The organism is Coprococcus eutactus (genome assembly GCF_025149915.1).
GTDB classification, from domain to species: Bacteria; Bacillota; Clostridia; order Lachnospirales; family Lachnospiraceae; genus Coprococcus; species Coprococcus eutactus.
The window spans coordinates 1,837,083-1,856,241 of record NZ_CP102278.1 but is presented as its reverse complement, the minus strand read 5'-3'; the positions used below and the strand labels follow the sequence as shown (position 1 = coordinate 1,856,241).

Sequence of the window (19,159 nt, the reverse complement as noted above, 5' to 3'; positions counted from 1 at the left end):
AATTTTTGTCAAGAAAACGGATATGATTGGTATAAGATATTCAGCAATGTGTATAGGCCACTGGCAAACAGGGCCTTATTTTATATGCCTGATAAGATGATGGATGCCGGATACTCAAGACTTTGTGGTGGTGTTGAGATAGGTTACAGCGACATGGAACAGATTCCACAGGGCTGCGTCAGTGTGACTATACCGGGGTTTGATGTGGTGGATATAAAAGGCTTTGATATATCTCTTATAGAGGATATACCAAGGCTTATGACTATGGCTTATTCATATGCCAAGCTGTATATAGAGACAGAGAAACTTCATATAGTTTCCAATCATAAACTTCCATATATATGTTATATGGAGAGTTCGGACAGTCTATGCGTTGAGATACCTGTGTGGTCGAAAAAGACGAAGACGGAAGAGATGCTTACACTAGACAATATGAGCAAGAGGGATTTGTATGAAATTGCCTACAGAGAGCCAGCGACAGGATACTATAACTGGACATGGCTTAAAGAGAAGCTGGAACAGTGTGAATATATAGGTCTTGATCAGTTTATATTTGCAAGGTTTGATATAAAGGGGTTTAGACTTATCAACAATGTCATGGGAAGAGATGTTGCAAAGGAATTGTTTAGATATGTGTGTGATGCGATGTCGAAACAGGATTGGATTCTGTATTCAGCAAAGTGTACAAGCGACGATTTTGCCATGATAATCAAATATATGCCTGAGGATGAGATAGTCAACAGGCTATATACATTCTTTGAGGAGATTGGACAGCTTCCTACGAATAAAAAGTACAAGATATTCTATAGCTGTGGGTTGGTATTCTATGATGAGTTTGAGAAGATTAACATGTCCATGCGCATAGAGGATATGGCACAGATGGCTCATTTACAATGTATCAAGACAAATGTTAATGAGATAAAGATATATACGTCAGAGATGAAGAGGGAGTATGTAATGGCTCAGCAGTATAAGCTTGAACTGCCAGATGCCATTGAGAATGAAGATCTCATGGTATATCTACAGCCTAAATATAATCCTCAGAATGACACACTTACTGGTGCTGAGGCTTTGATAAGATGGTTTTATAAAGGTGGAGATATCCTGTCACCTAAGTATTTTGTTCCACAGTTTGAGGCAGACGGAACAATAGATATCATAGACAGATATGTACTCAGAAAGGTGTGCAAAAAGTTCAAGGAGTGGAAAGAACTGGGATATCCATTGTATCCGATATCTTGTAACCTCTCAAGGCATCAGATATCGAGACCGGATCTGATATATATTTTGTGTGATATAGTGGATGAGTATGGAGTTGACCACTCGCTTATAGATTTTGAGATTACAGAGAGTGCTGATTTTGCAGATGTACAGTATCTCATAGAGGTACTGAACCAGCTGAAGGATAAGGGATTTAAGATCTCTATGGATGATTTTGGAACTGGATATTCCAGTATGGCGCTGCTTAAGGATATGCCACTTGACATTATCAAGATAGATAAGAGCTTTATAGATGGTATAGCAACAGGAGAGCTGAATAACAAAGACATGCTCATGACACAGGATATCCTGACAATGGCTAGACACCTTGGAATCAAGAGCCTTGCAGAGGGCGTTGAGACATTTGAGCAGAAGGAATACCTCAGAGAATGGGGATGCCATTATATTCAAGGTTATTACTACAGCAAGCCGATACCTATTTCCGGATATGAATATCTTCTAAAGAAGATTGTGCTAGGTCAGAATTGACAATATATAAGATATTATTTTTAGGGACCAGAAATTATTTTTGGTCCCTTTTTATGTGGGCGTACAATGGGGACGGAGGGGCCAGGTACCTCCGTCCCCACTTCTACAAAAAGTTTAGTGGATAATATACAATGAAAATATACATATTATATAATATAGAAAAAAGATAATTAAGAATTATTCCCAATAAGGGTTGACAATGAGATTTTTATTGCTATAATAGGATATAGTTGATGACAAAATATCAACAACAACAAAAGAAACAAAAAATGCGGAATAGAGTTCCGCAGATACTACACAATATTATTTAATTAAGAAAAGGAGATTTAAGATTATGTCAAAGTTTGTATGTACAGTATGTGGTTATATTTATGAAGGAGAGCAGGCACCAGCTGAGTGTCCAATCTGCCATGCAGGAGCAGATAAGTTTAAGAAGGTTGAGGGTGAACTCACACTTGCAGCAGAGCATGAGTTTGGTGTATACGCTTCAACAGTAAAGAACAATTCAGAGATCAGTGATGAGGATAAGAAGTATATCTTTGATCAGCTCAAGGCAAACTTCGAGGGAGAGTGCTCAGAGGTTGGAATGTATCTGTGCATGGCTCGTGTAGCTCATCGTGAAGGATATCCAGAGATTGGTCTGTACTGGGAGAAGGCAGCGTATGAAGAGGCTGAGCATGCTGCAAAGTTTGCAGAGATGCTCGGATCAGATCTTGAGAATAACATGACTGATTCAACAGAGAAGAACCTTGCATGGAGAGTAGATTGCGAGTTTGGAGCAACAGCAGGAAAGGTTGATCTTGCAAAGTGTGCAAAGAAGAACAATCTGGATGCTATTCATGATACAGTTCATGAGATGGCTCGTGACGAAGCAAGACATGGCAAGGCACTCAAGGGACTTCTTGACAGATACTTTGGAAAGTAGGATATAGAAGTATAAAAAGTAGGATATAGAAGTATAAAAGAAGACATATGCGGATCAGATTGATTATGATCTGTATATGCCTTCTTTTTGTATTGTCTATATCATCGTCCTAGTCGTCGCTTTTGAGAGTGAACGAGGATGATAGGGTTGCTGTGTCTGTAGCTCCATATGTTGTTGAATCAGTGGCCTGCAGCTCATCTGCAGTTGGCTGCTGTGAATAGAAAGGATCATTGTAAGGGGTTTGTGGTGTTGTGGTCTGATGCTGCAGGTAACTGGTGTTATCCATATTGCTCATGCCAGGAGTATACATGCCGGATGTATTGCCTGGCTGATACACATAACCTGTTGCGTTGATACCATTGAAATCACCACTGCCATCGTAGTATGCTGTTCCGGCCGGCTGGGCAGGAGCGCTGATATGGTTCTTGCTTCTTGTTGCCTTGAATACCATGAACACTGCGACGAGGACGAATATAAGCCCGAGCACAAGGTTGAATATGTAGTCTGATGAATCGACCATCTCTATATAATAAGGGAAGGCCTCGGCCTTGGCGTTGGCATAATCCTCGCTGGTTGCTGTATAGTCATAGTAGCTTGCGTACATGTCAACGTAGCTTGTTATATAATCATCGAGGAAGCCTTGAACCTTGCTGCTGTTCTTGCGGATAACTCCGGTTATCTCGATAGGTGGTGCGTCATCCTGTGTGGAGATTGCATCGAACTTATCGTTATCGCTCTTGGATATGGATATTCCGATCCATCTTGCAGTGTCATTGTCTGATCCGTCTGCATTCTTGTCACATATATCTACAAGATAATAGTAGCCGTCTGTCTTGGTGACAATGTGGTTATATGTAGTAGTTTTTTCGATATATGCACCGTAACCATATGATATGGTTCCCTCTACATATATACCCGGTTTGATCTCTGACGGATCACAGGTTGTTACATTGAGCAGTGTGCCGTGTAAACCGATAAAAGTACGTATACCCAGAAATAACAGAACTATTCCAAAGATTCCGAATATGACTGCAGTTACAATTGGATTTCCCTTTTTCCTTTGTCTTGCCATGATAATTTACCTCTCTTTTTCATGTGTTTAGCCCCTTCCAATTACCTCATTTTTACATTACAGGTAAAAAAGTGATATTTCAAGCTAAAAAAAGTAATTTATGTAAAATAATCTTTTTTATGCTATACTCATGCAGGAGGTGCGAGAATTATGGCAAGAAGCTCTAAGAAGAAAGAAAAAAAATACATATATATAATACCGGTCATTCTGTGGATGACATTTATATTCTATATGTCAGCCAAAACAGGAGAGGGTTCATCTGCTGTCAGCAATCCGATAACTGATCTGATAGTGGATATATTTCAGAGAGCGAGACACGATACAGCACCGGCAGTCGACCGTATGACAGGTGTGGTCGAGGTGATGGTCAGAAAAGGTGCCCATATGACAGAGTATGGAATTCTTATGGCGTTGCTAGTCCTTGCGGTTAAGAAAAACTGTGGAAAGATATCTGCAGGATGGACATATGTGTGGTCTACGGCTATAACATTTGCCTATGCGTGTTCAGACGAGATACATCAGTTGTTTGTTGCCGACAGGGCAGGCAAGGGATCAGATGTGCTTATAGATATGTGTGGAGCGGTGATAGCTTTGCTCATCATATCAGGTATGAAAAGTACAAGGGGAAGAGTAGTTACAGGATTCCTGATAGGTATAGTATTGGTGGCTGCGGCGATGTTTCTGCTTTTGTGGCCGTTTTAATGGGGATTTAGTCATGGGTAAGCTTGAATTAGATTGTTGCAGATGGTATATTAATAAAGACTATGAGCATCAGGAGATGCCAGATGCCCGACTGGAGGACAAATAATGACTTTAGCAGATGTCAGGAAAAACATAGACAGGGTTGACAAGGAGATCAAGAAGCTGTTCCGTGAGAGGATGGAGCTGGCTGATCAGGTGGCCCAGGTCAAGGCAGAGACTGAGGACGACATATACAAGCCTGACCGTGAGGAGATCATCATATCCAATCTGACAGGGGATGTGGATGATAATATCAAGATGGAATATACTGCGCTTATCAAGAGAATCATGGAGATAAGCAGAAAGTATCAGTATGGAAGAACTTTGGAGCTTAGGAACTGCCTGAACGTCAATTATGATGTGAATGAGCCGGATATAGATGCCGTGGCAATGATAAAGCCGGAGCTGTATATATGCCAGGGATGTTCAAGGGATAAGGTAGTTGCGGTCGATTCATATGACGAAGTGTACGAGCTTATAAAGTCAGGACGTGTTGATGCCGGAATGGGGATCCTGGAGGACATCAGTTATGGTGTGTCAGATGCGCTTCACGAGGTTCTGACAAACAACAAGTTATACATATACAGATGTAATGTGGTGAAGGAGAATGGACACAACAAGAAGGTCGTCACATTTGCCGACCACCTCATTGTGGAGGAGAACCACAACAGGCTGAAGGTCATGTTCGTGTGCAAGAATAAAAGCGGAAGTCTCAGTAGTGTACTGTCCATGATATCTGATTATGGTGTGAACCTCACAGAGATACATTCGGCGCCGAACAGGCAGGAGCATTGGAATTACAGATTCTATGTGGAGCTGTCTGCCAATTTCCTTAGAAAAGACATACAGGCTTTAGTATTCCAGCTTATGAACGAGACAGAAGAATTTACGATACTTGGCAGTTATGCCTGTGATGAGGAACAGTTTTAATAAAAAATACATTTTAAGGAGAAAATATCATGATAGACAAGTTAGTGAAAAACATTCAGAAGACAAATGCACCTATAGTAGTTGGACTTGATCCAATGCTGAATTATGTTCCAGAGCATATCCAGAAGGCTGCATTTGCAGAGTATGGAGAGACACTCGAGGGTGCTGCTGAGGCTATATGGCAGTTCAACAAGGGAATAGTTGATGCAACATATGACCTCATTCCTGCGGTTAAGCCACAGATAGCTATGTACGAGCAGTTCGGAATCGAAGGACTCAAGGCTTTCAAGAAGACAGTTGATTACTGCAAGGAGAAGGGACTTGTCGTTATCGGAGATATAAAGAGAGGCGATATAGGTTCAACATCAACAGCATATGCGGTTGGACATATCGGCAAGGTACAGGTTGGAAGCAAGACATACGCCGGATTTGATGAGGATTTCATCACAGTAAATCCATATCTTGGAACAGACGGAATCAAGCCATTTGTGGATGTGTGCAAGGAGGAGAACAAGGGTATATTTGTTCTCGTCAAGACATCCAATCCATCATCAGGTGAGTTCCAGGACAGACTTGTTGATGGACGTCCACTCTATGAGATAGTCGGAGAGATGGTTGACAAGTGGGGCAGTGATGTCATAGGCGAGTCCGGTTACTCAGCAGTTGGAGCTGTTGTCGGTGCAACATACCCTGAGATGGGCAAGGTGCTCAGAAAGGTTATGCCAAAGTCATTTATCCTTGTACCTGGTTATGGAGCACAGGGCGGTAAGGCTGCAGACCTTGTACACTACTTCAATGAAGACAGACTTGGTGCGATCGTCAATTCATCAAGAGGAATCATTGCAGCTTATAAGCAGGACAAGTATGCACAGTTTGGTGCAGAGAACTACGCTGATGCTTCAAGACAGGCAGTAGTTGACATGATAGAGGATATCAACGGCGCACTTGACGCGTAAAAAGCAGAATGTGTTTGGCGGATCAATGTAGTCCGCCGTACACTGATAATAAAGAGATGATGGAGGAAGACTATGGGCAAACTTAAGATGACAGCAAAGGTGGTCAGCCAGGAGACACTTGCCACTGACGTATACAGCCTGGTACTAGAAGCGCCTGATATAGCTGCACAGGCTATAGCGGGACAGTTTGTGTCTGTGTACACTCATGATGGCAGTAAGATGCTCCCGAGACCTATCAGCCTCTGCGGAATAGACAGAGAGGTGGGAACACTCCGTCTTGTGTACAGAGTGGTTGGATTTGGAACAAAGGAGTTCTCACAGCTTGTGGCAGGCGATACCGTGGATATATTGGGACCTCTTGGAAATGGTTTCATGAAGTCAGACAAGAAGGCGATCCTGATAGGTGGTGGTATAGGAATCCCACCTATGCTTCAGCTTGCAAAGGAGCTTGATTGCGAGAAGTCGGTTGTACTCGGATACAGGGACGAAATCTTTCTTAACGAAGAGTTTGAGCCGTACGCACACGTGTACATGTCATCCGAGGATGGACAGCACGGTGTGAAGGGCAATGTAATAGATGCCATAAAGGAATACGGCGTGGACGGTGCTGTCATATATGCGTGTGGTCCGACTCCTATGCTTCGTGGAATCAAGGCTTACGCCATGGAGAAGGGCATTGAGTGTCAGATATCCATGGAGGAGAAGATGGCGTGCGGTGTGGGCGCATGTCTTGCCTGTGTATGCAAGACTAAGGATATAGACGAGCACTCACAGGTGCATAACAGAAGGATATGCAAGGACGGTCCTGTATTCTATGCAGAGGAGGTGGAGCTGTAATGTCAGATAAGATCAATATGTCAGTGGATATAGCAGGTGTTACTCTCAAGAACCCGATAACAGTTGCATCAGGAACATTTGGCTCAGGTATGGAGTACAGTGAGTTTGTGGATCTTTCACAGCTCGGTGCAGTGACCACCAAGGGTGTGGCAAATGTGCCTTGGCCGGGCAATCCTACACCTCGTATAGCGGAGACATACGGCGGAATGATGAATGCCATAGGACTTCAGAACCCAGGAATAGATGTGTTCAAGAAGAGGGATATTCTATTCCTCAGAGATTATGATACGAAGATAATCGTCAATGTGTGTGGAAAGTCCAAGGAAGACTACGTGGACTGCGTGGAAAAGCTTGGCGACTGTGACGTGGATCTGCTTGAGATCAACGTGTCATGTCCGAATGTCAAAGAGGGCGGAATCGCATTTGGTCAGCAGCCGGATGCTCTCTATGATATAACAAAGGCGGTTAAGGCAGCGGCAAAGCAGCCTATCATCATGAAGCTCAGCCCAAATGTCACAGATATAACCGAGATGGCAAGGGCGGCTGAGGCAGGCGGTGCTGATGCGGTATCACTTATCAACACACTGACAGGTATGAAGATAGATGTGAACAGAAGAACATTTGCTGTGGCAAATAAGACAGCTGGTGTGTCAGGCCCTGCGATCCACCCGATAGCAGTGCGTATGGTATATCAGGTAGCAAATGCGATAAAGCTTCCGATCATCGGAATGGGCGGTGTTGCAACAACTGAGGATGCCCTTGAGATGATCATGGTTGGAGCAAGTGCGGTTGCTGTTGGTACAGCGAATTTCCACAACCCATATGCGACAGTTGAGATAATCAAAGGCATAGAGGAGTATATGAAGAAGAATTCCATCAGCGATATACATGAGTTGATTGGATGTGTTAAATAAAAGGAGGATCAGAGAACTATGGAACAGTATAAGAAGGAATTTATTGAGTTTATGATCGATTGTAACGTGCTCAAGTTTGGAGATTTCGTTACCAAGAGTGGCAGAAAGACACCATTTTTTGTAAATACAGGTTTCTACAGAACAGGAGCACAGCTCAAGAGACTTGGTGAGTACTATGCAGAGGCTATCAACGCTGAGTTCGGACTTGATTTTGATGTATTATTTGGACCTGCATACAAGGGAATCCCTCTTACAGTTGCAACTACTATGTCCATCGCGGAGATGTATGACGAGGACATCAAGTATTGTTCAAACAGAAAAGAGATAAAGGATCACGGAGATAAGGGAATCCTTCTTGGAAGTCCTATACAGGATGGAGATAAGGTTGTTATCATAGAGGATGTCACAACGGCCGGAACATCCATTCAGGAGACACTTCCTATCATCAAGGCACAGGGCGATGTGGATGTTATGGGACTTGTTGTTTCTGTAGACAGAATGGAGAGAGGTCAGGGAGAGAAGAGTGCTCTCACTGAGATCGAGGAGAATTATGGAATCAAGACAACCGCCATTGTAACCATGGCAGAGGTTGTTGAGCATCTGTATAATAAGGAGTACAAGGGCAGAGTCATCATAGATGACACATTGAAGGCTGCCATAGATGCATATTACGATCAGTATGGCGTAAAATAAAAAATTCGGCATATTAATCCTTAAAATATTGTAAAATATCTTGGGATAATATATAAAATAAAGGTGTGGTCATAATTGGGCTGCATCTTTATTTTTGTTTAGATAACATACAATACGGTTTACTTTAAGGATCTTTTACGGATTTTGCGGATTATGGAGAAGTATATGATAAATCATTGCAAGGCGGCGCTTGGTGATCTGAGGTATTATCTCGGGAAATGGTCTGGCTGGATTTTATTTACAGCCATATTGTTGTATTATGAGCTTTTGTTCCATGAATTGAATTTTGGTATCGGCGATGGAAATATTGTGCAGATAATCATATTTGCCCTTGTCGGCGGGGGTGTATGCGGAATTATCACAAATGTATTTCCGGTCATAGTTGACAAGATAATAGCCACTGTGCTCACACTTTTTATTGGAATCTTATTTGTTGCACAGTATATATACCACTCGGTGTTCAACAATTATCTGTCGGTCATGGGTACGATACGGTTTGGCAATCAGGCGGCAGATAATGCGGATACGGTCATATCTAATATGAAAGCGCAGATATCCGATATAATCCTAATGGTTATCCCTGTTATTATAGCGATAATTCTGATATGGACGATAATGGCATTTGACAGGCGCAGATGGTGGACTAATCTAATAGGAACAGGTATTGTTGCGGTGGTGTATATTGCAACGATCATGGTTATGTGGGCTGTTGATTCAGATGTATATAGTCCATACAAGATATACAGCCAGTATACATCTGTTGATCTGGCGGTGGAGAAGCTCGGTGTAATGGAGAGCTTTGTAGTAGATGTAAGGGCATCAGTGACAAGCGGATCGGATAAAGGCCAGATAAGTTTTGCTTCCGCAGGAATGGACAGTGTGGTCGATCCTCTTGAAGGAGGAAAAACATCAGAAAATATCCCAGATGCTTCAGATACAAAAGAGCCAAATACATATAAAAATGTTGATGAAGATACAGATACATCCGGAGATAAGAGTGTATCGACCACGGAGGCGACAACCGAGGTTCCGGTTGACACATCTCCAAATATGCTTGATCTCGATTTTGAAGCTATAAATGAGCTTTCTGGCAGCGATGCAGTTGCCTCTCTGAGTGAGTATTTTGAAAATGTAACGCCGACAAAGAAGAATGAGTATACGGGCATGTTTGAGGGATATAATGTCATATGGATAACCGCTGAGGGATTCACGGGATATGCACTTGAATCCGGGCTGTTCCCTACATTATCAAAGCTTGCTGATGAAGGGTTTGTGTTTGATAGTTACTATCAGCCTTTGTGGTACGGCTCGACCCTCGGCGGGGAGTATGCAAATCTGATGGGAAGTCCGACAAAGAACGGAGCATATCTCAGCATGTGCAGGGCCGCCGACAACGAAAATGGCATGTACTTTTCTCTGGCAAACACTTTGAAGCGCATGGGGTATAGCTGTTATGGATTCCATGACAATGACTATACATATTATGACAGGAATATAACACATCCCGCGCTTGGCTATGAGTGGATAGCCAGTGGCAATGGGCTTGAATATCAGACTGATGAATATGGACAGGACATCTGGCCTCAGTCTGATCTAGTAATGATGGAGGAGACATTTGACAAATATACAAACGATCAGCCATTCCATCTGTATTATCTGACGGTGAGCGGACATGTGCCTTATGGGTACGGTGCGGCTAATGCCATGTCAGAGAAGAATAAAGACGTTGTGTCTGACCTGAACTATTCGGATACGACAAAGGCATATCTGGCGTCACAGTATGAGATGGAGAAGATGCTTGAGGGGATAGTGGAACGTCTTGAAAAGAAAAATCTTTTGGACAAAACGGTCATAGTGCTGGCGGGAGATCATGTTCCATACGACAATATGGAAGTTGTAGACGAACTGGCTGGACAGGAATTTGGCTACAGTCTGGATGCATACAGAAGCAGGCTTGTCATATGGTCGGGGGCCATGGAAAAGCCTGTGATGGTAAACAAGGTCTGCAGCAGTATAGATATTCTTCCAACGCTGCTTAATCTTATGGGGGCAGAATATGATTCAAGACTCATAATCGGCAGGGATATTTTGTCGGACAGCGCGGGGCTTGTTCTGTTCCCTGACCGCAGTTATGTGACTGATACATATGAGTACAATGCCGCACTTGGTACGATTGTGGGGGATGTCTCGGATGAGACGTTTGATGCTATGCAGCTCTATGTTGCAGATAAATTTACCGCAGCGGACAATATAACGGAGACAGGATATTATAGCTATGTTGCTGAGTATCTTGGCAAATGACAATATTTATCACATAAAATGTAGAAGTTCTCTCCAAAATGTATTATATTTACTTGTGGATATGAAACATAAAATGTAGATAATAGGAAAGAGGTTAGTTATGAAACTTGGAAGAAATGACATGTGCTGGTGTGGCAGTGGAAAGAAATATAAGGCGTGTCATCTGGCACTGGATGAGAAGCTTGAGGACATGAAGAACAGAGGCTTCAAGATTCCAACCCACAAGATGATCAAGAACTCAGAGCAGATAGAGGGGATAAGAATTGCATCAAAGATCAATACAGATGTGCTCGACTATATTACTCCATTTGTAAAGATCGGTGTGTCGACAAGAGAGCTTGATGATCTCATCTACAACTATACCAAGTCTATAAATGCGATTCCTGCATGTCTTGGATATGAAGGATATCCAAAGAGTGTATGTATATCTGTAAATGATGTGGTGTGTCACGGTATTCCAAGTGACGATATCATTCTTCAGGATGGAGATATTGTCAATATAGACTGTACAACAGAGTACAACGGATATTTTGGAGACTCATCCAGAATGTTCATGCTGGGCGATGTTGATCCGGCATGGAAGAAACTTGTCGAGGATACAAAGAGGGCACTTGATATAGGTGTGGAGGTCTGCGGCAAGCCTTATGTTACTATAGGCGATATAGGATATGCCATTAACAAATTTGCACAGGAGCAGGGATACTCAGTTGTAAGGGAGATAGGAGGTCACGGAGTTGGTCTTGCTATACATGAGGATCCGTATGTATGCCATATAGGACAGCCTGGCAAAGATTATGTGCTTGCCCCGGGTATGGTGTTCACTATCGAGCCTATGATCAATCTTGGTGGCCCTGATGTATATCAGGATGCTGACGACGGATGGACCATATATACAGAGGATGGATCACCATCTGCACAGTGGGAGTATACACTGGTTATGACTGATCACGGAGTAGAGATACTGGCACACTAAAGAGTATGAACGATAGCCCCAATGGGGATAAATATCCATAAAATAAAGCAGCCAATCACATTTGACTACCTTTACTTTGACTGGTTTCTATATGCATGCGGCTCACGCGTGCTATAAGGGCGTTGCGCGCTTCGCCTTAGCATAGAAACGTCAAAGTTCAGTCGTCTGCATTACCGATTGGCTGCTTTTATTATTATGGATCATATTTTATCCCTCTATTGGGGCTACCTGTCATTATTACTTGGTAAGGATTGAAAGTATCTCATTGCTCCTTGCTATGAACTTTGTCATCGCATCAGCTGACAGCGGACGGTTGGCAAGTACAGCCAGATCATACAGCTGGCAGCAGATTGTTGCTGTGTTCTCTCCGTCAGGATTGTCAAGTACATACTTTACAAGCTTGTTATTGCTGTTCAGTATGAGAGTTTCGCCCTCGCCCTGACCGAACATTGAAGGATCCATGCCTGCCATTCCGTACATCTTCATCATTTCCTGCATACGTCTTGTCTCCTCAGGTTGTGTGAGGATAGAAGATGTATTCTCATCTTTGAGAGACTCAACTTTTACGTTGAGGTTCTTCATATCAAGAGCCTTCTCAAATGTAGCAGTGAGTTTATCTTTGTATTCCTTTGCAGTCTCTTCAGAGAGTTCTTCACCAACGAAGTTGTCAGAGAGCTCTGCATCTATTCTGTAGAAGTGAACGTTCTCATTCTTCTGCTCAAGCATTGTGATAAATGGACTGTCTATGGTCTGAGTCATGATCAGGGCATCCATTCCTTCGCTCTTGAACATGTTGATATACTGTGACTGAGCCTGCTCGTCAGTTACATAGAATACCTTGTTCTCATACTTTTCTTTTCCTGCCTCAAGATACTCAGGAAGTGTGATATATTTGCCTTCAAGGTTCTTGTAGATGCAGTAGTCCTTCATCTTGTCGAGGAATTTGAGATCTTTCAGGCAGCCAAACTTGATAAATGGATTGATGTCATCCCAGTACTTCTCGTAGTCTTCTCTGTGTACCTTGTACATGCCTGAGAGTTTGTCAGCAACCTTCTTGGTGATGTAATCGGATATCTTCTTGACAAATCCATCGTTCTGAAGTGCACTACGTGATACGTTCAGAGGGAGGTCAGGACAGTCGATACATCCCTTTAACAGCATGAGGAACTCAGGAATAACTTCCTTGATGTTATCAGCGACAAATACCTGGTTATTGTAAAGTTTGATGGTTCCCTCAAGGTTATCATATTGTGTGTTGATCTTAGGGAAGTAAAGGATTCCTTTCAGGTTGAATGGGTAATCCATGTTCAAATGTATCCAGAACAGAGGCTCCTTATAATCGTGAAATACCTTTCTGTAAAATTCCTTGTACTCCTCATCTGTACAGTCATTTGGATGTTTAGCCCACAGTGGGGTAGTGGTGTTGAGAGGCTTAGGAGCCTCAGGCTTTTCTCCGTCCTTTTTATCTTTGGTGTCATCAGCTGAAGCCTCCGCATCAGTGGTCTTGTTGTCTGTGCTGTTTTCAGCATCGTTTGTTTTTTCATCGACTTCCTTTGCGTCTACATCAACAGTTGCATCCTTAGGATTCTCCTTTGGAGCGTCAGCGTTGGTGTAGTATATCTCAACAGGCATGAACGAACAGTACTTGTCTATAACTTCCTTGATTCTGTATTCATTTGCAAATTCATAGCTGTCCTCATTCAGATAAAGAGTGATAGTGGTACCACGCTCTGTTCTGAGACTCTTCTTCATGGAGTACTCAAGACCATCCTTGCACTCCCAGTAGACAGCGTCTTCGTCTCCCTTATATGACTTTGTCTCAATTGTTACCTTGTCGGCAACCATGAATGCTGAATAGAAACCAAGTCCAAAATGTCCGATGATCTGCTCCTCAGTCGCCTTATCCTTATACTGCTCAAGGAAGGCTTCAGCCCCTGAGAATGCGATCTGGTTGATATATTTCTCGACCTCTTCCTCTGTCATACCGATACCGTTATCAGTGAAGGTTATGGTCTTGTCGTTGGCACTTGTGGTCACATCGATGCGGTAAGGCTCATCTGGCTCGTCAAATTCGCCCATGAGTGACAGCTTTTTAAGCTTTGTTACGGCATCGCAGCCATTTGATATAAGCTCCCTGACAAATATGTCATGGTCTGAATAAAGCCATTTCTTGATGACAGGGAAAATGTTCTCACTATTGATTGATAAATTACCGTTCTTCATATTGTATACATCTCCTATAAATAATTTTCTAGAATAAAGATGTGTCATCCCCGTATCGTGTTCCTGTTCATATATGTATGAAAGATACACTGACACATCAAGCTAAGAGATATGATAAATCAGCCCGTTACTAAAGTCAAGAAAAAATTAGCACTCAAATATAATGAGTGCTAACAAGACTTTTGCGCAATACTTCCTTTGACTACTGCCCGTGAGAACAAAAAAGTCTGAGCATATAAAAACTCAGACTTCCTTAATATATTCATAAATACATTGATTAGTTGTCGGTAAAATATATGCCGGCTTTCTTCAGAAACTCCCGTATCTCTGCGTCCCATACGAGTTCAAGAGTTTTGTCCATGGTAAAAATGTTCTGGGTTGCCATGGACGTTAGCTGGATGCTCATTCCATCATAATATATATTGAGTGTGAGGTTGGCAACGTCAGAAACGGGGATTGTGAGGTGATTCTTCTCAAGCATATCCATTATATCAGACTGTGAGAGCACCAGTACGATCTTGAAACTCAGAGGGAGCTTTTTCCCGCGGATCACATTGTATACATGAGTCCTGAGATTTTCCCATGTCGTATATGATGTCGAAGCCATTGCCTCGAGTTCTTCCTTATCATAGAAGTCTTTGTTTATTCTTCCGTCAAAGCTGTATGTGATGCCACTTCTTACAAATGCCTCCATGGTGAGAAAGTGGTCAAATGTATTTTCCATGAGAAGTTTCTTGACAAAGTCCCGTGTCTCTGTAATCGTAATATCTAACATCAAAATTCTCCTGTTCGGTGCCGAGGTAATAAAGTTTATAACTATATAAAAGTATAACAGAAAAGATGGGAAAAGCAATGGAAAAAGCAATGGAGGAAAATGAAGTTGTTGACAAACAACACCCACCCACATATACTAAATGCGAAAGGCTGTGAACAGGGAGAGTAGCCACATTCAGAAGATTCAGAGAGACTGTGCCATCGGTTGCGAGCATGGTTATCGGAGATGGGGTGAAGTGCACTTGGGAGCCTGCCGGAGGAATTGATTTTAATAATACTTCTAATTATAGTATTCCGGCACGTGCAAGGGACGTTACACCCGTAAAAGTGGAATCATATGCTGATATGTGGAATGCCATATCAGAGTATATTCAATTAGAGTGGAACCGCGGAGAATATACGTAATACAATATACGTGAATTGATACTTCGTCTCTATATGCATAATATGTATGTGTATTGAGACGAAGTTTTTTGTATACAGATGGTATTGGTCATTGAGTATTAATTATTATAGAAAGGACGATATATTTTATGAAGATTTTAAACACACTCACGAGAAGAAAAGAAGAGTTTAAGCCGATCAATGAGGGAAAGGTCGGAATATATGTATGTGGACCTACGGTGTATGACTATATTCATATAGGAAATGCCAGACCTATGATAGTGTTTGACACTCTCAGGAGATATCTTGAGTACAAGGGATATGAGGTCAATTATGTATCAAACTTCACAGACGTTGACGACAAGATCATCAAGCGCGCAAATGCAGAGGGTGTGGATGCCAGTGTTATATCTGAGAGATATATTGCAGAGGTCAAGAAAGACATGGCTGCGCTCAATGTCCGCGAGGCGACGACACATCCAAAGGCTACCGAAGAGATACCTGATATGATAGAGATGGTCAAGACTCTTATAGAGAAGGACTATGCATATGAGGTGAATGGAACAGTATATTTCAGAACAAGAAAGTTCAAGGACTATGGCAAGCTTTCAAAGAAGAACATAGACGATCTTCGTTCAGGCAACAGAGATCTTCTCGTATCCGGAATTGATGAGAAGGAAGATCCACTCGATTTCGTTCTCTGGAAACCAAAGAAAGAGGGAGAGCCTTCATGGCCATCACCATGGGGTGACGGAAGACCTGGCTGGCATCTTGAGTGCTCTGTTATGTCCAAGAAGTATATCGGTGATGTCATAGATATACATGCCGGTGGTGAGGATCTTATATTCCCACACCATGAGAACGAGATAGCCCAGAGTGAGGCAGCAAATGGCACAGAATTTGCAAGATACTGGATGCACAACGGTTTCCTCAAGATCAACAATGAGAAGATGTCCAAGTCTCTTGGCAACTTCTTCACAGTCAGGGAGATTGCCGAGAAGTATCCTCTTCAGGTCATCAGATTCTTTATGCTGTCAGCACACTACAGAAGTCCTCTCAACTTTTCGGCGGAGCTTGTCGAGGCATCAAAGAACGGTCTTGAGAGAATACTCACAGCAGTAGATAGACTGAAGTCAATAAACGGTATAGATGGTGATGTGGATAAGTCAGTGGCTGATGAGATGGATGCATTTGTTAAGAAGTATGAGGATGCCATGGATGATGATCTCAACACTGCGGATGCAATATCAGTTATATTCGAGCTTGTAAAGTATGCAAATGTAAATGTGACTGAGGAGTCATCAAAGGCTACAGTGGAGCTTGTACTTAATACCATAGAAAAACTCTGTGACATACTTGGTATCATCACCGAGAAGAAAGAGGAGATTCTTGATTCTGATATAGAGGCTCTTATCGAGGAGAGACAGGCGGCAAGAAAGGCAAAGAACTTTGCAAGAGCAGATGAGATCCGTGATCAGCTAAGCAGCATGGGAATCATCCTTGAGGATACAAGAGAGGGCGTAAAATGGAAAAGAGCATAGACAGCTATTTTACTGAGATACTAGGAGTGACGTATACCAATCCCAGAGAGTATTCGCCGCTGTCCCTGGCATATATAGGCGACAGTGTGTTTGATCTTCTCATAAAGACACTTGCGGTCACGAAGGACAATAAGCAAGCATACAAATATCACAAAGAAGTCAGCCAGAAGGTTAAGGCTGAAGCACAGGCGGGATATATCATTTATCTGCTAGACAATGGACTTCTCACCGATGATGAAGAGTGGATATACAAGAGAGGAAGAAATACAAAGACACATTCCACAGCCAAGAATGCCACGGTGGGGCAGTACCGTATGGCGACCGGATTTGAGTGCCTTATAGGATATCTTTATCTCGATAAGCAGTATGACAGAATGTTTGAAATCACCAAATTGATACTGTCAATGCCTGAACCTGACGAAAATAAAGAGAAAATTGCAGAGACAGATAAATATGAAGAAGACACCGTGACGGTGGATGGAGAGTAATATGAGCAGAGAATTTGAGAACAACAACGATGTAAATGAAAATGCTGAGGAGGCATTTGTCATAGAGGGAAGAAATGCAGTGCTTGAGGCTTTCAGATCAGGAAAGACTATAGATAAGCTGTATGTCCTTGACGGATGCAGAGATGGCGTGGTGAACAGCATAGTCAGAGAGGCAAAGAAGCAGGACACAGTGATAAACTATCTCTCAAAGGATAAGTTAAATCAGATGTCACAGGCGGGAAAACACCAGGGCGTTATCGCCCACGCTGCTGCCTACAAGTATGCTGAGATAGAGGATATGTTTGCACTTGCAGAGAGCAGGGGCGAGGACCCATTTTTCTTCATACTTGATGAGATAGAGGATCCACATAACCTCGGTGCGATCATAAGAACAGCAAATCTGTGTGGTGCACATGGAGTCATAATTCCAAAGAGACGTGCAGTCGGTATAACAGCCACCGTCGTAAAGGCGTCGGCAGGTGCCATCAACTACACACCTGTTGCTAAGGTTACAAATATCAGCAAGACCATAGAGGAGCTTAAAGAGCGTGGTATGTGGTTTGCGTGTGCTGACATGGATGGAGAGCTCATGTACAAATGCAATCTCACGGGTTCGCTCGGACTTGTTATTGGCAACGAGGGAAATGGTGTGAGCAGACTTGTGAAAGAAAAGTGTGATTATGTTGTATCAGTTCCTATGAAGGGGGATATCGATTCACTTAACGCATCTGTTGCAGCGGGAGTTCTGGCCTACGAGGTAGTAAGGCAGAGAATGGGTAAGTAAGAGGAACATTATATGTATTCGGATTTATCAGATAATGAATTGCTTGAGTTAATCGGAACGGAAAAGAATAATGAGGCTATGGAGACACTTATAAAAAGATATGGCCCTCTGGTGACCAGGCAGAGCAGAAGCCTTTATATTATCGGAGCAGATGAAGAAGATCTTATACAGGAAGGTATGATAGGGCTGATAAAGGCGATAAATGATTATAAGCCGGATAGAGGAGCGTCGTTCAAAACTTTTGCATTTACGTGTGTGAGAAGACAGATGCTCACAGCAGTCAGCAGTTCAAATAGCCAGAAAAATACACCGCTTAATCATTACATATCAATATATGGTGATGAAAAAAGTGAATATATGAGTCCGCTTGATGAAATGGACAGTGGTGTTATTACCAATCCGGAAGAGATTATGATGGCAAGGCTTAGAGAGTCAGATATATTAAAGACCATAGACAGGAAACTGTCAAAGCTGGAGATAATGGTCTTGAAAGAATATTTGACAGGGGCATCGTATGAAGAGATTGGCTTAAAGCTGGGCAAACCTGCAAAATCTATAGATAATGCGATACAGCGTATACGAACTAAACTCAGAAACATATAAAAACACAAATTAAGAGATTCAACTAAAATGGGAACAGCGTGAAGCTGTTTCCATTTTTTTGCAAAAAAATAAAAGCTACTAACGGGAGTCGGACCCGTGACCTCAACATTACCAATGTTGCGCTCTACCACCTGAGCTATAGTAGCTTGCTTTCCAAAAGCAATAATAACTATACCAAAACAGATGTGAAAAATCAAGCGGAATATTTGTATTTGTTGTGAAAATTATTGCAAATCAAAAGATAATTGTGGTACAAGTGGCAAAAGTATGG

At 42.4% G+C, this 19,159-nt stretch carries 17 protein-coding genes, 1 tRNA gene and 1 other annotated feature; of the genes, 14 read left to right on the top strand and 4 right to left on the bottom strand.

Annotated features, from left to right (window positions below; all coding sequences use genetic code 11):
- Positions 1–84 precede the first annotated feature (84 nt).
- Together NQ536_RS08005 and NQ536_RS08000 are read left to right on the top strand one after the other, a co-directional pair.
- The gene (locus NQ536_RS08005) at positions 85–1,749 is read left to right on the top strand and encodes a GGDEF domain-containing phosphodiesterase (RefSeq protein WP_227909643.1); all 1,665 of its coding nucleotides are present in this window, start codon (positions 85–87) and stop codon (positions 1,747–1,749) included.
- A 334-nt stretch (positions 1,750–2,083) separates the two neighbouring features.
- Entirely contained in the window at positions 2,084–2,674 is a 591-nt protein-coding gene (locus NQ536_RS08000) for an NADH peroxidase (RefSeq protein ID WP_004853916.1), read from the top strand.
- 109 nt (positions 2,675–2,783) lie between these two features.
- Here NQ536_RS08000 and NQ536_RS07995 read toward each other — a convergent pair whose 3' ends face one another.
- Entirely contained in the window at positions 2,784–3,746 is a 963-nt protein-coding gene (locus tag NQ536_RS07995) for a DUF6709 family protein (protein ID WP_004853918.1), read from the bottom strand.
- Positions 3,747–3,896: 150 nt separating this feature from the next.
- On the opposite strand from NQ536_RS07995, the gene NQ536_RS07990 reads away from it, so the two are divergent.
- The 8 genes from NQ536_RS07990 to NQ536_RS07955 all read left to right on the top strand — a co-directional run bounded on the left by NQ536_RS07990 (position 3,897) and on the right by NQ536_RS07955 (position 12,091).
- A complete protein-coding gene (locus NQ536_RS07990) occupies positions 3,897–4,448 on the top strand; it encodes a VanZ family protein (protein ID WP_004853921.1) in 552 nt (183 codons plus the stop codon).
- Positions 4,449–4,553: 105 nt separating this feature from the next.
- Positions 4,554–5,417 carry a chorismate mutase gene (locus NQ536_RS07985; RefSeq protein WP_004853922.1) on the top strand — a complete coding sequence of 288 codons (864 nt, stop codon included), beginning with the start codon at positions 4,554–4,556 and terminating at the stop codon, positions 5,415–5,417.
- Positions 5,418–5,446: 29 nt separating this feature from the next.
- Entirely contained in the window at positions 5,447–6,373 is a 927-nt protein-coding gene (pyrF, locus tag NQ536_RS07980; protein ID WP_004853924.1) for an orotidine-5'-phosphate decarboxylase, read from the top strand.
- A gap of 72 nt (positions 6,374–6,445) precedes the next feature.
- Complete coding sequence (locus tag NQ536_RS07975) at positions 6,446–7,210, top strand: dihydroorotate dehydrogenase electron transfer subunit (protein ID WP_004853925.1); 765 nt, start codon at positions 6,446–6,448, stop codon at positions 7,208–7,210.
- An 11-nt stretch (positions 7,211–7,221) separates the two neighbouring features.
- Positions 7,222–8,124 carry a dihydroorotate dehydrogenase gene (locus NQ536_RS07970; protein WP_186814610.1) on the top strand — a complete coding sequence of 301 codons (903 nt, stop codon included), beginning with the start codon at positions 7,222–7,224 and terminating at the stop codon, positions 8,122–8,124.
- Between the two features lie 18 nt (positions 8,125–8,142).
- Entirely contained in the window at positions 8,143–8,817 is a 675-nt protein-coding gene (gene pyrE / locus NQ536_RS07965; RefSeq protein ID WP_004853930.1) for an orotate phosphoribosyltransferase, read from the top strand.
- Between the two features lie 165 nt (positions 8,818–8,982).
- Positions 8,983–11,118, top strand: a complete 2,136-nt coding sequence (locus NQ536_RS07960) for an LTA synthase family protein (protein ID WP_155803905.1) — start codon at positions 8,983–8,985, stop codon at positions 11,116–11,118.
- 100 nt (positions 11,119–11,218) lie between these two features.
- A complete protein-coding gene (locus NQ536_RS07955) occupies positions 11,219–12,091 on the top strand; it encodes a methionyl aminopeptidase (RefSeq protein WP_004853934.1) in 873 nt (290 codons plus the stop codon).
- Between the two features lie 237 nt (positions 12,092–12,328).
- On the opposite strand, the gene htpG is transcribed toward NQ536_RS07955, so the two are convergent.
- On the bottom strand, positions 12,329–14,314 hold the full coding sequence (gene htpG, locus NQ536_RS07950) for a molecular chaperone HtpG (RefSeq protein ID WP_044998398.1): 1,986 nt from the start codon (positions 14,312–14,314) through the stop codon (positions 12,329–12,331).
- A 277-nt stretch (positions 14,315–14,591) separates the two neighbouring features.
- Complete coding sequence (locus tag NQ536_RS07945; protein ID WP_044998399.1) at positions 14,592–15,089, bottom strand: DUF5721 family protein; 498 nt, start codon at positions 15,087–15,089, stop codon at positions 14,592–14,594.
- Positions 15,090–15,231: 142 nt separating this feature from the next.
- Positions 15,232–15,527: a binding site (T-box leader), on the top strand.
- Between the two features lie 94 nt (positions 15,528–15,621).
- Here NQ536_RS07945 and cysS point away from each other — a divergent pair.
- From cysS to NQ536_RS07925, 4 genes are read left to right on the top strand one after another with little or no spacing between them, the layout of a single operon-like run.
- A complete protein-coding gene (gene cysS, locus NQ536_RS07940; protein WP_004853940.1) occupies positions 15,622–17,013 on the top strand; it encodes a cysteine--tRNA ligase in 1,392 nt (463 codons plus the stop codon).
- The gene (locus NQ536_RS07935) at positions 16,998–17,501 is read left to right on the top strand and encodes a Mini-ribonuclease 3 (RefSeq protein WP_004853942.1); all 504 of its coding nucleotides are present in this window, start codon (positions 16,998–17,000) and stop codon (positions 17,499–17,501) included. Before cysS ends, NQ536_RS07935 begins: the two co-directional genes overlap by 16 nt.
- Before the next feature lies 1 nt (position 17,502).
- On the top strand, positions 17,503–18,285 hold the full coding sequence (gene rlmB, locus NQ536_RS07930) for a 23S rRNA (guanosine(2251)-2'-O)-methyltransferase RlmB (RefSeq protein ID WP_022058312.1): 783 nt from the start codon (positions 17,503–17,505) through the stop codon (positions 18,283–18,285).
- 12 nt (positions 18,286–18,297) lie between these two features.
- Positions 18,298–18,888 carry a sigma-70 family RNA polymerase sigma factor gene (locus NQ536_RS07925; RefSeq protein ID WP_004853945.1) on the top strand — a complete coding sequence of 197 codons (591 nt, stop codon included), beginning with the start codon at positions 18,298–18,300 and terminating at the stop codon, positions 18,886–18,888.
- Between the two features lie 73 nt (positions 18,889–18,961).
- Here the strand turns inward: NQ536_RS07925 and NQ536_RS07920 are convergent.
- A tRNA-Thr gene (locus NQ536_RS07920) sits at positions 18,962–19,034 on the bottom strand.
- Positions 19,035–19,159 lie beyond the last annotated feature (125 nt).